This is a genomic window from Kitasatospora sp. NPDC088548 (assembly GCF_044753005.1).
Taxonomy (GTDB): domain Bacteria; phylum Actinomycetota; class Actinomycetes; order Streptomycetales; family Streptomycetaceae; genus Kitasatospora.
This window is the reverse complement of sequence record NZ_JBIVMI010000036.1, coordinates 21840-36106: the sequence shown is the minus strand read 5'-3', so window position 1 is coordinate 36106 and position 14267 is coordinate 21840. Positions and strand designations below refer to the sequence as shown.

Below are 14267 nucleotides of genomic sequence, written 5' to 3'. Positions count from 1 at the left end.
GGAGGAGGTCTGAGGGGCACCCGGTGTCATCCCCTAGGGGATGACCCCCAGGGCCGCCCGGATGCCCTCGCCGGTCGCCTCAGAAACGTGAACGGACACCGTTAGAGTGGCCCGGACACGGGCCCGGCAGGCTCACCGCACCGGCGGAGGAGCGCCCCGCGCGGGCGGCACGGCGAGGAGTGCGACAGGTGCGGCCAGTCGGCAGCAAGTATCTGCTTGAGGAGACCCTCGGACGGGGGGCCACCGGCACCGTCTGGCGGGGCCGGGTGCGCGCGGATGTCGCGGTGCCCGGCAGTGAGCCCGGGCAGTCGGTGGCGATCAAGGTGCTGCGCGAGGAGCTGGCGGCCGACCCGGACGTGGTGATGCGCTTCCTGCGCGAGCGCTCGCTGCTGCTGCGGCTGACCCACCCCAATATCGTCAAGGTCCGCGACCTGGTCGTCGAGGGCGAGCTGCTGGCCCTGGTGATGGACCTGATCGACGGCCCCGACCTGGCCCGCTACCTGCGCGGCAACGGCCCGTTCAGCCCGATCGCCGGCGCCCTGCTGATGGCCCAGGTGGCCGACGCGCTGGCGGCCAGCCACGCCGACGGCGTGGTCCACCGCGACCTCAAGCCCGCCAACGTGCTGCTCGCCTCCACGGTCGTGGACGGCACCGAGCAGATGCACCCGATGCTGACCGACTTCGGCATCGCCCGGCTCGCCGACTCCCCGGGCATCACCCGCACCCACGAGTTCGTCGGCACGCCGGCGTACGTCGCGCCGGAGTCCGCCGAGGGCCGTCCGCAGACCTCCGCGGTGGACGTCTACGGCGCCGGGATCATGCTGTACGAGCTGGTCACCGGTCGGCAGCCGTTCCAGGGCGACGGCCCGCTGGCGGTCCTCCAGGCGCACCTCGCCCAGGAGCCGCAGCGCCCGGCCAACCTGCCCGAGCCGCTCTGGACGGTGATCGAGCGCTGTCTGCGCAAGGACCCGGCGCAGCGGCCGGGCGCGGTCTCGCTGGCCCGCGCGCTGCGGGTGGTCGCGGCGGGCGTCGGCGTGCACGCCTCCCCGGCCGCGGTGGACGCCGCGCTCGCGGTCGGCGCGCTGCTGCTGCCGGACCCGCAGCCGGCCGCGGTGCCGACGGCGGCCCCCGGAGGCCTCGGCGGTCCCACCGGCCCCGGTGGCCCGATGGCCGGCCTGCCCGGCGCCGAGGACCGGACCCAGGTGCTGCCGGCCGGCCCGCCCGGCCAGCAGTACGACCCGGCGGCCGCGACCCGCCTCATGGGCACCCAGCCGCCGCCCGCCGCCCCGTACGGCGCCGCGGACCGCACCCAGGTGATGCCGCCGACCGCCGGTCCGCCGGTCCCGCCCGGCCCGCCGCAGCCCGAGGCGCCGCACCCGTGGCAGACCCAGCTGCGCGCCGCGCGCGACCGCAACCAGCAGACCGAGGTCGGTTACTTCGACCCGGCGGAGTTCGAGGCCCCGCCGGTGGCCCCGCCGCCGTACCAGGCCGGCGGGCCCGGCCGTCCGCAGGGCTACCAGCAGCAGCCGCCCCCGCCCGGCTACGGGCAGGACCCGCGCCGCCAGGGCCCGCCGCCGCCGCCCGGCTACGCCCAGCGCCCGCCGGTGGCCCCGCCGCCGTACCAGGCGCCCGGTGGCGGCCGCCCGCAGCCGCCCGGTGGCTACAACCAGCCCCCGCACGGCCACCAGCAGGCCCCGCAGGGGTACGGCCAGGGGCCGGGCCGCCCCGGGCAGCCCCCGGCCGGCCCGCAGGGCGGCTACCCGCAGCCGGCCCCGCCGGCCGTCCCGCGCCGGGCCGAGCCGCCGGCGCCCCAGCACCGCGAGCCCCCGCAGCGCCGTGAGCCCCCGCAGCGCCGGGAGGCGCCGCCGCGCGAGCCGGCCCGCCGGGAGCCCGCGCCCGCCCGCGAGCCGCGTCCGCGCAGCCGCAACCGGATGTACATCCCGGGCCTCGGCTGCTTCAAGGGCTGCCTGATGGTGCTGCTGGTGCTGGCCGTCGCGGCGGTGGCGCTGTGGAACTTCACGCCGCTGCCGCAGTACTGGACCAACGTCCAGGACTGGTTCAGCGGCGCGAGCGACTGGGTGGGCAACCTGGTCGGCAGTTCGAAGAACTGACCGGGGACGGGCGCCGGGGCGCCGGACGCGGCTGCGGGACCGCGCCGGGCCCGGCCGCCCGGTCGAACACCCCGCCCCGGCGGCAACATTGACGCTTTGTCGACAATTCACAAGATTTCTCGCCCGCCGCTGCCTGTCCGGCGCCCTCAGGCGACCCGGGAAGGGTGTTCGGGCGCGTAGGTTGGTCGCTGTTGTCCCGCCCCACCGAGCGCACCGGACCCCCGGCGCGCTCCCGCCGCCCACGGAGCAGCATTGGCACGCAAGATCGGCAGCCGGTACACCGTCCACCAGGTGATCGGCCGGGGCTCGGCCGGGACGGTCTGGCTCGGCGAGGGGCCGGACGGCCCGGTCGCGGTCAAGCTGCTGCGCGAGGACCTGGCCGCCGACCAGATACTGGTCGGCCGCTTCGTCCAGGAACGCGCCGCGCTGACCAGCCTCGACCACCCCCGGGTGGTCGGCGTGCGCGACATGGTCGTCGACGGCAGCGACCTCGCCCTCGTCATGGAACTCGTCCAGGGCACCGACCTGCGCTCCCGGCTGGAGCGCGACGGCGCGCTCGCCCCGCAGACCGCCGTCTCGATCATCGCCGACGTGGCCGACGGCCTGGCCGCCGCGCACGCGGCCGGCATCGTCCACCGCGACGTCAAGCCCGAGAACGTCCTGCTCGACCTCGCCGCCGCCCCCGGCCCCGGCGGCGCCCCGCGCGCCAAGCTCACCGACTTCGGCGTGGCCCGCCTGGTCGACGCCCCGCGCCGGACCCGCGCCACCCGGATCATCGGCACCCCCGACTACCTCGCCCCGGAGATCATCGAGGGCCTGGAGCCGCGGGCCGCCGTCGACATCTACGCCCTCGCCACCGTGCTGTACGAGCTGCTGGCCGGCTTCACACCGTTCGGCGGCGGCCACACCGGCGCGGTGCTGCGCCGGCACGTCACCGAGCAGGTGCCGCCGGTGCCCGGTCTGCCGGACGGCCTCTGGCGGATCATCGCCGAGTGCCTGGCCAAGGCCCCGGCCTCCCGGCTGCGCGCCGCCGAGCTGGCCGAGCGGCTGCGCGAGCAGCTGCCCGCGCTCACCGGCCTGCCGGTGCTGGCCGTGCCCGCGCAGGGCCGCACCCCGGCCGAGGAGCCGCTGACCCCCGGCGAGGCCGTGTACGCCGAGGTGGACGCCGCCCCGGGCACCCACAAGCGCCGCCGCGGCCCGGCCGTCCCGCTGGTGCCCGGCGCCGCCCCCGACTCCACCCGCGACACCCACACCAGCCTGCGCCGCCCCTCCGCCCACGAGCTGGCCTCCTACGCGGCCGAGTCCCGTGCCCAGCGCACCGCCCCGGGCACCGGCCACCGACGGGACCGCCAGGCGCTGCTGCGCCGCCGCCGGGTGCTGGCCGTCCTGCTGGCCGTGGTCCTGCTCCTGGCGGGCGCCGCCGCGGCCTGGACGGCCTTCGCGGCGGACGTCCCGGACGCCGGGAACCCGCCCCGTCCGGGTGCCGTCACCAGCGCACCGAGGGCCCCGTAAAGGGCCGAAGGCCCCCGGTGTCGCCGGATGCCCCCCCGGAACCATTACCCTGGGTGCGTGGCAGCCGTCGATCCTTCCGAAGAGCTCAAGAACCTCGAGACGACCATGGGGTCGATCGAGGCCGTCCTCGACCTGGACAAGATCCGGGCCGACATCGCGCGTCTGGAGGAGGAGGCAGCCGCCCCCGACCTGTGGGACGACGTCGCGAACGCGCAGAAGGTGACCAGCCGGCTCTCCTTCCTCCAGGGCGAACTGCGCCGGGTGCAGAGCCTGCGCAGCCGGGTCGAGGACCTCGGCGTCCTGTTCGAGCTCGCCGAGGCCGAGGACGACGCGGACACCCGCGTGGAGGCCGAGAACGAGCTCACGGCCGTCAAGAAGGCGGTCGAGGAGCTGGAGGTCCGCACCCTCCTGTCCGGCGAGTACGACGCCCGTGAGGCGCTGATCAACATCCGGGCCGAGGCCGGTGGCGTGGACGCCGCCGACTTCGCCGAGCAGCTGATGCGCATGTACCTGCGCTGGGCCGAGCGGCACAACTACCCCACCGAGGTGTACGACACCTCGTACGCGGAGGAGGCCGGCATCAAGTCCGCGACCTTCACCGTCAAGGCGCCGTACGCCTACGGCACCCTCTCGGTCGAGCAGGGCACCCACCGCCTGGTCCGCATCTCGCCGTTCGACAACCAGGGCCGCCGGCAGACCTCCTTCGCCGGGGTCGAGGTGCTCCCCGTCGTCGAGCAGTCCGACCACGTCGACATCGACGAGTCCGAGCTGCGCATCGACGTCTACCGCGCCTCCGGCCCGGGTGGCCAGGGCGTCAACACCACCGACTCGGCGGTGCGCATCACGCACATCCCGACCGGTGTGGTGGTCTCCTGCCAGAACGAGCGCTCGCAGATCCAGAACAAGGCGTCCGCGATGAACGTCCTCCAGGCCAAGCTGCTGGAGCGGCGCCGTCAGGAGGAGCGGGCCGCGATGGACGCGCTCAAGGACAGCGGCAGCTCCTGGGGCAACCAGATGCGCTCCTACGTGCTGCACCCGTACCAGATGGTGAAGGACGTCCGCACCGAGTACGAGGTCGGCAACCCGCAGGGCGTGCTGGACGGTGACATCGACGGCTTCATCGAGGCCGGCATCCGGTGGCGCAAGCAGCGGGAGACCGCCGCGCAGTAAGCGGTGACACGAAGAAGGCCCCGACGGTTCTCCGTCGGGGCCTTCTTCGTGACGTTCGGGAGCCGGGAATCAGGCCAGTGCCTGCCGGGCGATCAGCGCCACCGCGAGCAGTCCGGCCAGCAGGGCCAGCAGCAGGGCGGGGGAGAGCGCGGCGAACGGACCCTGCTGCTCCTGCAGGCGGGCCCGGTTGGCGCGGCACACCGGGCAGCGGCCCTCGCTCACGCGGCCGTTGCAGTTGGCGCACACCAGATGGTCGCAGGTCATGCGATCTCCTCCTCGCTGCTACAGCCAACGCACCGGACGGGGCTTTGGTTCCTCTGGTTGCCCTGTGCGGGGGAGCGGCCGACCCCGGCCGCTCTCTCCACTCTGCCAGGTTCTGCGGGTTCCGGCCCCCGGGCTGTGAGATGCCTCGCAATTTTCGGGGCATAAGCGGACATTGTCCCCCAACTTTCGCCGACTGTCACCGGCCGGTCCTGCGAGCCGGGTGCCGCTTCGCGTATGGTCCCAAGCCGGGAGCGGCCTCTTCCGCTCCTTCCGCCGCCCCAGGGCCGGGCGCCCGGGGTGGACCGACCGAGGACTGGCGCCGCCTAGGATGGCCTCCGTGATGCAGCCGTGATCAGATTCGACAACGTCTCCAAGACCTATCCCAAGCAGAATCGTCCCGCCCTGGACAACGTCTCGCTGGAGATCGAGAAGGGCGAGTTCGTCTTCCTGGTCGGCTCGTCCGGCTCGGGCAAGTCCACCTTCCTGCGCCTGTGCCTGCGCGAGGAGCGCCCCAGCACCGGTGAGGTGCACGTGCTGGGCAAGGACCTGGGCAAGCTGTCCAACTGGAAGGTGCCGCACATGCGCCGCCAGCTGGGCACCGTCTTCCAGGACTTCCGCCTGCTGCCGAACAAGACGGTCGCGCAGAACGTGGCCTTCGCGCTCGAGGTGATCGGCAAGCCCAAGAGCGCCATCGGCAAGGTGGTGCCCGAGGTGCTGGACCTGGTCGGCCTCGGCGGCAAGGAGGACCGCATGCCGGGCGAGCTCTCCGGTGGCGAGCAGCAGCGTGTGGCCATCGCCCGGGCGTTCGTGAACCGCCCGATGCTGCTGATCGCGGACGAGCCCACCGGTAACCTCGACCCGCAGAACTCGGTCGGCATCATGAAGCTGCTCGACCGGATCAACCGCACCGGCACCACGGTGCTGATGGCCACCCACGACCAGGCCATCGTCGACCAGATGCGCAAGCGCGTCATCGAGCTCGACAAGGGGCTGCTGGTCCGCGACCAGGCCCGCGGCGTCTACGGATACCAGCACTGATTCACCAGCACTGATTTCCGTAGGCCGCCGGCCCACGCTGCCGGACCGGTCCCGACCCTGGAGTTGTTACACGCATGCGCGCCCAGTTCGTCCTGTCGGAGATCGGTGTGGGTCTCCGCCGCAACCTGACGATGACCATCGCGGTCGTCGTCAGTGTCGCGCTCTCCCTCGCCCTCGCCGGTGCCTCGCTCCTGGTCCGTGACCAGGTGAACTCCATGAAGGGGTACTGGTACGACAAGGTCGAGGTGAGCATCTACTTCTGTACCAAGTCGGACGCCCGCAACTCGCCGCAGTGCGACAAGGGCGCGGCCACCGACCAGCAGGTCGCCGACATCAAGACCCAGCTGGACAAGATGGATTCGGTGGTCCAGTCGGCGACCTTCGAGAACTCCGCGGAGGCGTACAAGCACTGGAAGGAGATGAACCCGGACAACCCGCTCATCTCCGTCCTCGGCCCGGAGGCCATCCCGCAGTCCTGGCGGGTGAAGCTCAAGGACCCGACCAAGTACGACGTCATCCAGAGCGCCTTCGCCGGCAAGCCCGGCGTCAAGTCGGTCGAGGACCAGCGGAAGATCCTGGAGAACCTCTTCGGGCTGCTCAACGGCCTCCAGACGGCGGCCTTCGTCATCATGGTGCTGATGCTCTTCGTCGCCCTGTTGCTGATCGTCAACACCGTCCGGGTGTCGGCGTTCAGCCGCAGGCGTGAGACCGGCATCATGCGCCTGGTCGGTGCCTCGAACTTCTACGTCCAGATGCCGTTCATCGCCGAGGCCGCGTTCGCCGCCCTGCTCGGCGCCGTGATGGCCTCCGGACTGCTGCTCGGCGGGCACTTCTTCGTCCACAGCTGGCTGGCCGACCGGGTGCAGTTCATCCACTTCATCGGCCTGAGCTCGGTGCTGGCGGTGATACCGCTGCTGGTCGTGGTCGGTATGGGCATGGCCGGTATCGCGGCGTTCTTCACGCTGCGCAAGTACCTGAAGGTCTGACCCGGCTCCCACCGGCCGGCCTCCCGGCGGCCCCGGACGGCACCGCGCCGTCCGGGGCCGCCGCCGTTTCACCGTCAGCCGTTCCGGTACGGCGGGCTCCGCGCGGTGTCTAGACTCCGATGCCATGCCAGAAACTCCGCGAAGGGCACGTCAGGCGGTCACCCTCAGCCTGGTGTTCGGCGCCGTGCTGCTGGCCGGGGCCGCCACCGGTGCCTGGGGCGACCCGGGCGCGCCGCCGCACCGCCCGGCAGCCGCCCCGGCCGGGGCGGGCTTCGCGACCGGCCAGGACCCGGCCGGCACGACCCTCTCCGAGCAGCAGGCCGAGCATCTGATCGGCGTCAACGGCGACCGCTGGGGCGCCTATTACAGCGCGCAGGAGTACGCCGAGTTCAGCCAGGGCCTGGACGGCCGCTACCTCGGGGTGGGCCTCTCGGTCGGCCGCGGTCAGGACGGCGTCACCGTCGTCTCCCAGGTGCAGCCGGCCGGCCCGGCCGCCGCGGCCGGGATCGCCCCCGGCGACCGGCTGCTGCGGATCGACGCCGACCCGGCCGACCGGCTGCCGGTCACCGAGGTGGTCGCCCGGCTGCGCGGGCGCGAGGGCGAGCGCCAGGCCGGCTCGGAGGTCACCCTCGCCGTCCGGCGCGGCGACGGCGAGGTCCGCGAACTGCGGCTGCGCCGGGCCCTGCTGGACACCCAGCAGGTCACGGTGGAGCGGTTGGACAAGGGCGTCGTCCGGATCACCGTACGGGCCTTCACCAGCGGGGTGGCCGAACAGGTGCGCGCCGCGGTGCGCACCGCGCACGCCGGGGTGGTGCTCGACCTGCGCGGGAACTCCGGCGGCCTGGTCGAGGAGGCCGCCGGCACCGCCGCCGTCTTCCTCGACGGCGGCCCGGTCGGCTCCTACCAGGAGCGCGGCGGGACCCGCGAACTGACCGCGCCGCCCGGCGGCGACCAGCGCACCCCGCTGGTGGTGCTGGTGGACGGCGGCACGATGAGCGCCGCCGAACTGCTCACCGGCGCCCTCCAGGACCGCAGCCGGGCGGTGGTGGTGGGCGGGCGCACCTTCGGCAAGGGCACCGTCCAGCAGCCCAGCCGGCTCGCCGACGGCGCGGTGCTGGAACTGACCGTCGGCCGCTACTACACCCCGGCGGGCCGCTCCCCGGACGGCACCGGCCTGACCCCCGACGTGCCCGCGGCCGGCTCCGAGGACGCCGGCGCGCTGGCCCTGCGGGTGCTGGCGGGTCTGGGGACGCGGACGTAAAGGGGCTGCCCGACACCGGGTCGGGATGCGAGAATAATCGGCGTTATGGCAAAGGAAACCGGACAGAAGCTGATCGCGCAGAACAAGAAGGCGCGACACGAGTACACCATCCTCGACACCTACGAGTGCGGTCTCGTGCTCACCGGCACCGAGGTCAAATCACTGCGCGAGGGTCGGGCCAACCTGGTCGACGGCTACGCCTACGTCCAGAACCACGAGGCGTGGATCGACAACGTCTTCATCCCCGAGTACACCCAGGGGACGTGGACCAACCACGCGGCACGGCGCAAGCGCAAGCTGCTGCTGCACAAGCTGGAGATCCACAAGATCGAGGCCAAGGTGCGGGACGCCGGCCACACCCTGATCCCGCTCTCGCTCTACTTCAAGGACGGCCGGGTGAAGCTCGAACTCGCGCTCGCCGTCGGCAAGAAGCTGTACGACAAGCGGCAGACGCTGCGCGAGAAGCAGGACACCCGCGAGACGGCCCGCGCGGTGGCGGCGGCCCGGCGACGCCAGGGTTAATCCGCTGGACCCCCGCTGGTCGTCTCGCGTACTATGGCGCCAGCAACACGGTACGGGTCGGGTCACCGCCCGCCGAGCTGTTTCTCAACAAAACATGGGGATGATCGGTTTCGACAGGGGATGTCGAAACAGGAGAAGCGAGCCGAGGAACGCGGCAATGATCTCGTTAACCATCTGTCGCAAAAAAATAATCGCCAACACTAAGCGCGATTCCCAGCAGTTCGCTCTCGCTGCCTAATAAGCACCGATAGCGCTTGGGTGTCAGACCGGGGAGTTCCCGACCCGGACCCTGGCATAATCTAGGGAACTCAACCGTCCGCCCGGGCTGCGAGGGCGGATGGGAAATCAAACAGCAGCTGGGCCTGTTGGCGGCTTGTCCGCGTGACCGCCAGGGCCGAGAAAATCACAGCGGACTGCGCTCGGAGAAGTCCTGAATCCACTCCACTGGACCCGGGTTCGATTCCCGGCATCTCCACCACCCCATGTTTGACACCATGAAGGCCGCCCTCCAGCCGGAGGGCGGCCTTCGTCGTGCCCGGCCCGTCCGTCGGCGCCCCACCAGTACCCCACCCGACGCCCTGCCCGCCGGCGCCGCGGCAGGCGGTGCAGCGCGGACAAGGGTCGGCGGCGTAGGATTTTCCGTCCGCTCATTTCTCCGAGCCGGATCCACCCACCGCAGGACGTACGTCAGGGGGCTTCTTGGGCGCGCACGGCTCAACCCAGTACTCCGCCGCAACCACCGAGGCCATGCAGAGCAACACGGACACCGCCACCGCCACCACCGGCGCCGCCACCGATGGGGACACCATCCGCGAACGCGAGATCGCCGGCGAACAGCGCCACCTCGACACCGTCTACCACCGCCTGGAGGAGAAGCTCGCCGAAGCCGAGTACATCCTGGAGGACGCCGCCAAGCGGGTCCACGTCGGCACCCCCGGCGCGCTCGCCGAGCGCGACGCCCAGGTCTACCGGGCCGGCGCCCACCTCCAGCGGCTCAACAACGAGTTCGAGGACTTCCTCTTCGGCCGGATCGACCTCCAGCGGCCCGACGCCCCGGAGGAACACGGCATCCCCTCCAACACCCCCTTCGACCCGGCCGACCCGGCCGTCGCCGAGACCCTGCACATCGGCCGGCTCGGCGTGCTGGACGCCGAGTACGGCCCGCTGGTGATCGACTGGCGGGCTCCCGCCGCCGCGCCGTTCTACCGCTCCACCCCCCTGGAGCCCGGCCGGGTCATCCGCCGCCGGGTGATCCGCTCCAAGGGCCGCAAGGTGATCGGCGTCGAGGACGACCTGCTGCGCCCCGACCTCACCCCCACCCTGGACGGCCACGAGCTGGCGGTGGTCGGCGACGGCGCGCTGATGGCCTCGCTGGGCCGGGCCCGCAGCCACTCGATGCGCGACATCGTCTCGTCCATCCAGAAGGAACAGGACGAGGTGATCCGCGCCGCCGCGGCCGGTGCCACCCTGGTCACCGGCGGCCCCGGCACCGGCAAGACCGCCGTCGCCCTGCACCGCGCCGCCTTCCTGCTCTACCAGGACCGCCGCCGCTACGCCGGGGGCATCCTGGTGGTCAGCCCGACGCCGCTGCTGGTCTCGTACACCGAGGGCGTGCTGCCCTCGCTCGGCGAGGAGGGCCAGGTCGCCATCCGCGCGGTCGGCTCGCTGGTGGACGGCATCGAGGCGGACACCTACGACACCCCGGAGGCGGCCCGGGTCAAGGGCTCGGCCCGGATGACGCAGCTGCTGCGCCGGGCCGCCCGGGCCGCGCTGGAGCTGGGCGCGCCGCAGGAGCTGAAGGTGGTCGCCCGCGGCGAGGTGCTGCGGCTGGACGCGGGCCGGCTCAAGGGGGTGCGCGGGAACGTCATCGGCTCCGGCGGCACCCCGCTGAACCTGCTGCGCCCGCGCGCCCGCCGGCTGCTGCTGGACGCGCTCTGGCAGGAGGCCACCCGCCACCTGCCCAGGCCCGCCGACCACTACGCGCGCGAGCAGCGCCAGGAGGAGAAGGAGTCGTTCGACGACTACGTCTCGGACGAGGCGCCGTTCCTGGACTTCCTGGACGCCTGGTGGCCCGCGCTGACCCCGCGCCGGGTGCTCGGCACGCTCCGGCAGCCCCGGCACATCAACCGGACCGCCCGCCGCGCCGTGACCCCGGAGGAGGCGAAGGTGCTGGCCGCGTCCTGGCGGCACCTCTCGGACCGCGGCGAGGGCGCGCTGTCCGCGCACGACGTGGCGCTGGTGGACGAGCTCCGGGTGCTGCTCGGCGAGGCGGCCCGCCCGAAGGTCCGTGAGGTGGACGCGGTGGACCTGCTGAGCGGCCTGGACGAGGTCACCACCTTCGCCGACCGCAACTCCCGCCAGCGCGAGCGCGTGCCGGTCGAGCGGACCGAGTACGCGCACATCATCGTGGACGAGGCCCAGGACCTCACCCCGATGCAGTGGCGCATGATCGGCCGCCGGGCCCGGACGGCCACCTGGACGATCGTCGGGGATCCGGCGCAGTCCTCGTGGCCGTTCCCGCAGGAGGCGCAGTCCGCGCTGGACGAGGTGCTGTCCGGCAAGCCGCGCCGCCGGTACACGCTGACCGTGAACTACCGCAACCCGGCCGAGATCGCCGAGGTGGCGGCCAAGGTGCTGGCGCTGGCGGCGCCCGGGACGCCCTCGCCGAGCGCGGTGCGCGAGGTCGGGGTCGAGCCGCGCTTCGCGGCGGTCACCGACCCGTCCCCGGAGGCCTTCGGGGCGGCGGCCCGGGCCGAGCTGGAGCGGCTGCTCGCCGAGGTCGACGGCACCGTGGCCGTCGTCGTGCCGATGGACCGCCGGGCCGAGGCGGCCGGGTGGATCGAGGGGCTGGGCGGCCGCGCGGTGGCGCTGGGCAGTCTGGAGGCCAAGGGTCTGGAGTACGACGCGACGGTGGTGGCCGACCCGACCGGGATCGCCGGCGAGTCGGAGGCCGGCCTGCGGGTGCTCTACGTGGCGCTGACCCGGGCGACCCAGCGGCTGACCGTGCTCTCCGGCCCGGACGACCTGCCGGACGCGGCGGGCGTGCCCGCGCTGCTGCACGACTGAGCCGGCCTGCCCTGACGGCCGCTCAACGAGCGGGGCCCCCACCACCGGTGGGGGCCCCGCTCGTACGTTGATGACACCGACCCGCCATGCTCGCCTCGCGGCAAGTGGTCGCTCGAAGCGACTAAGGTTGGGCCCGGGGGCTTGGATCGAGCCGGTGTCCCGTCCAATGTAACGCATCGGCCGCCACGGGCAAGAAGAGCGGCCGGTCTTCTCGCGGCGCGTTCCGCCGGGTCCGGTGTCCGCTTGTCGGGTCCGCACACTCAATGCACGTTATTTCTGACTTCTCCCTGGCAGGTGCGACGATCGAGGTCTAACATGCGCTGCGTGCCGATTCAACATCTTGTTGAAACCCGACACCGTGTTGAACTGCGTTCGGCCCGCAGCCACCCTCAGTGGACGGAAGAAGGACGTCGATGGCGACGGTGCCCAGTGTCTCCAACTCGATCACGGTGCGGCTGGAGGTCCCGGCCAGCGGCAGTGCTGTCAGTGCGATCACCACGGCGGTCGAGTCCTCCGGTGGATCGGTCACCGGTCTCGACGTGACGGCCTCCGGCCTGGAGGCCCTGCGGATCGACGTGACGGTGGCCGCCTCCTCGGTCGCGCACGGCGAGGAGATCGTCGAGAAGCTCCGCGCGATCGACGGCGTGTCGATCGGCAAGGTCTCGGACCGTACCTTCCTGATGCACCTCGGCGGCAAGATCGAGATGTCGTCCAAGCTGCCGATCCGCAACCGTGACGACCTCAGCATGATCTACACCCCGGGTGTCGCCCGGGTCTGCATGGCGATCGCCGAGAACCCCGAGGACGCCCGCCGCCTGACCATCAAGCGCAACAGCGTCGCGGTGGTCACGGACGGCTCGGCGGTGCTGGGCCTGGGCAACATCGGCCCGGCGGCCGCGCTGCCGGTGATGGAGGGCAAGGCGGCCCTGTTCAAGCGCTTCGCCGGCATCGACGCCTGGCCGATCTGCCTGGACACCCAGGACACCGACGAGATCGTGGCCATCGTCAGGGCGATCGCCCCGGGCTTCGCCGGCATCAACCTGGAGGACATCTCCGCGCCGCGCTGCTTCGAGATCGAGGCCCGGCTGCGCGAGGCCCTGGACATCCCGGTCTTCCACGACGACCAGCACGGTACCGCGATCGTGGTGCTGGCGGCGCTCACCAACGCGCTCAAGGTGGTCGGCAAGGAGATCGGCGACATCCGGGTGGTGATGTCGGGCGCCGGCGCCGCCGGTACCGCGATCCTCAAGCTGCTGCTGGCGGCCGGCGTCGAGCACGCCACCGTGGCGGACGTGCACGGCGTGGTCCACCAGGGCCGTGACGACCTCAACGACTCGCTGCGCTGGATCGCCGAGCACACCAACCGCTCGGGCCGCACCGGCACCCTCAAGGAGGCCGTGGCGGGCGCCGACGTGTTCATCGGCGTCTCGGCCCCGAACGTGCTGGACGGCGACGACCTGGCCACCATGGCGACGGACGCGATCGTGTTCGCGCTGGCCAACCCGGACCCGGAGGTGGACCCGGCGGTCGCCCGGCAGACCGCCGCCGTGGTCGCCACCGGCCGCAGCGACTTCCCGAACCAGATCAACAACGTGCTGGTCTTCCCGGGCGTCTTCCGCGGCCTGCTGGACGCCCAGAGCCGGACGGTCAACACCGAGATGATGATCGCCGCCGCCCGGGCGCTGGCCACCACCGTCGCGGACGACGAGCTCAACGCCAACTACATCATCCCGAGCGTCTTCCACAAGGACGTCGCCAAGACGGTCGCCGCCGCCGTGCGCGACGCCGCGCTGGCCGGGGCCCAGGAGGACCCGGCGCCGTCCCGTCCCACCCCGGGCATCGTCGGCACGCTGGACACCGCGTCCTTCCCGGTCGTCAAGCTCTGACCGGGAGCGCGCCGGAGGTGTCGCGGATCGGTCAAATGACCGATTAGCGGCCTTACCCACCCAAGCCCGCCTCGAACCCTTGCGACACAAGGGCGAGGGGCGTGTTTGGGCTTGTCGTGCCTAGGGCGTACGGTAGCCCTGCACGGGGCAGGCGTGTCCGACAAGTACGGAACGTCCCCCTGGTCTTCCGGCGCGTCGTCCCGACCGCCGCCCGCGCCCGGTCCGCCGGAGCCGACGGAGCGTCATACCTCCGGCGGGTGGGCGTTGTTCGGGCGGTGAAGCCGGGGGCCCGATTGGCTTTCTCGGGGCAGGTCGGGGCAGGATTCGTATCCAGGCAGGCAGGCGGGCCTTTTCGACGGCACCGGCGCGCGGCACGGGGTACGAACCCGGCCTGCGACCACGCATTGCCTGAATGAGCACAGTGTGCGGACCTGCGGCCCATCCGGATGCC

The 14267-nt window shown here is 72.5% G+C and carries 10 protein-coding genes and 1 other RNA gene; 10 read left to right on the top strand and 1 reads right to left on the bottom strand.

Annotated features, from left to right (window positions below; translation table 11 throughout):
- Positions 1 to 188 precede the first annotated feature (188 nt).
- The 3 genes from ACIP82_RS33415 to prfB all read left to right on the top strand — a co-directional run bounded on the left by ACIP82_RS33415 (position 189) and on the right by prfB (position 4793).
- Entirely contained in the window at positions 189 to 2111 is a 1923-nt protein-coding gene (locus tag ACIP82_RS33415) for a protein kinase (RefSeq protein WP_400658942.1), read from the top strand.
- Between the two features lie 252 nt (positions 2112 to 2363).
- Positions 2364 to 3623: a serine/threonine-protein kinase gene (locus ACIP82_RS33410; RefSeq protein ID WP_400658940.1), complete on the top strand. Its 1260-nt coding sequence runs from the start codon at positions 2364 to 2366 to the stop codon at positions 3621 to 3623.
- A gap of 57 nt (positions 3624 to 3680) precedes the next feature.
- Positions 3681 to 4793: a peptide chain release factor 2 gene (gene prfB, locus ACIP82_RS33405; protein WP_363611635.1), complete on the top strand. Its 1113-nt coding sequence runs from the start codon at positions 3681 to 3683 to the stop codon at positions 4791 to 4793.
- Between the two features lie 69 nt (positions 4794 to 4862).
- Here the strand turns inward: prfB and ACIP82_RS33400 are convergent, their stop codons facing one another.
- Positions 4863 to 5057, bottom strand: a complete 195-nt coding sequence (locus ACIP82_RS33400) for a hypothetical protein (RefSeq protein ID WP_363611637.1) — start codon at positions 5055 to 5057, stop codon at positions 4863 to 4865.
- A 348-nt stretch (positions 5058 to 5405) separates the two neighbouring features.
- Between ACIP82_RS33400 and ftsE the strand changes: the two genes are divergently transcribed.
- The 7 genes from ftsE to ACIP82_RS33365 all read left to right on the top strand — a co-directional run bounded on the left by ftsE (position 5406) and on the right by ACIP82_RS33365 (position 13816).
- Positions 5406 to 6095, top strand: coding sequence for a cell division ATP-binding protein FtsE (gene ftsE, locus ACIP82_RS33395; protein WP_030394280.1), 690 nt, complete (start codon positions 5406 to 5408; stop codon positions 6093 to 6095).
- Positions 6096 to 6169: 74 nt separating this feature from the next.
- Positions 6170 to 7081 (top strand): permease-like cell division protein FtsX, encoded by a 912-nt coding sequence (gene ftsX, locus ACIP82_RS33390; protein ID WP_363611639.1) that lies wholly within the window; start codon positions 6170 to 6172, stop codon positions 7079 to 7081.
- A 124-nt stretch (positions 7082 to 7205) separates the two neighbouring features.
- Positions 7206 to 8342, top strand: coding sequence for a S41 family peptidase (locus tag ACIP82_RS33385; protein WP_400658936.1), 1137 nt, complete (start codon positions 7206 to 7208; stop codon positions 8340 to 8342).
- A 45-nt stretch (positions 8343 to 8387) separates the two neighbouring features.
- On the top strand, positions 8388 to 8864 hold the full coding sequence (smpB, locus tag ACIP82_RS33380) for an SsrA-binding protein SmpB (protein WP_363611643.1): 477 nt from the start codon (positions 8388 to 8390) through the stop codon (positions 8862 to 8864).
- Between the two features lie 96 nt (positions 8865 to 8960).
- Positions 8961 to 9342, top strand: a transfer-messenger RNA (tmRNA) gene (gene ssrA, locus ACIP82_RS33375).
- Between the two features lie 269 nt (positions 9343 to 9611).
- Entirely contained in the window at positions 9612 to 11930 is a 2319-nt protein-coding gene (locus ACIP82_RS33370; RefSeq protein ID WP_363611645.1) for a UvrD-helicase domain-containing protein, read from the top strand.
- Positions 11931 to 12343: 413 nt separating this feature from the next.
- Positions 12344 to 13816 carry an NAD-dependent malic enzyme gene (locus tag ACIP82_RS33365; RefSeq protein WP_363611647.1) on the top strand — a complete coding sequence of 491 codons (1473 nt, stop codon included), beginning with the start codon at positions 12344 to 12346 and terminating at the stop codon, positions 13814 to 13816.
- The last annotated feature ends 451 nt before the right edge of the window (positions 13817 to 14267 follow it).

What these genes read in the sequence shown, in the direction of transcription:
- ACIP82_RS33370 (WP_363611645.1), top strand. Translation starts at nt 9,612, where the DNA reads ATGCAGAGCAACACGGACACCGCCACCGCCACCACCGGCGCCGCCACC.
- smpB (WP_363611643.1), top strand. Translation starts at nt 8,388, where the DNA reads ATGGCAAAGGAAACCGGACAGAAGCTGATCGCGCAGAACAAGAAGGCG.
- ACIP82_RS33385 (WP_400658936.1), top strand. Translation starts at nt 7,206, where the DNA reads ATGCCAGAAACTCCGCGAAGGGCACGTCAGGCGGTCACCCTCAGCCTG.
- ACIP82_RS33365 (WP_363611647.1), top strand. Translation starts at nt 12,344, where the DNA reads ATGGCGACGGTGCCCAGTGTCTCCAACTCGATCACGGTGCGGCTGGAG.
- ACIP82_RS33400 (WP_363611637.1), bottom strand. Translation starts at nt 5,057, where the DNA reads ATGACCTGCGACCATCTGGTGTGCGCCAACTGCAACGGCCGCGTGAGC.
- ftsX (WP_363611639.1), top strand. Translation starts at nt 6,170, where the DNA reads ATGCGCGCCCAGTTCGTCCTGTCGGAGATCGGTGTGGGTCTCCGCCGC.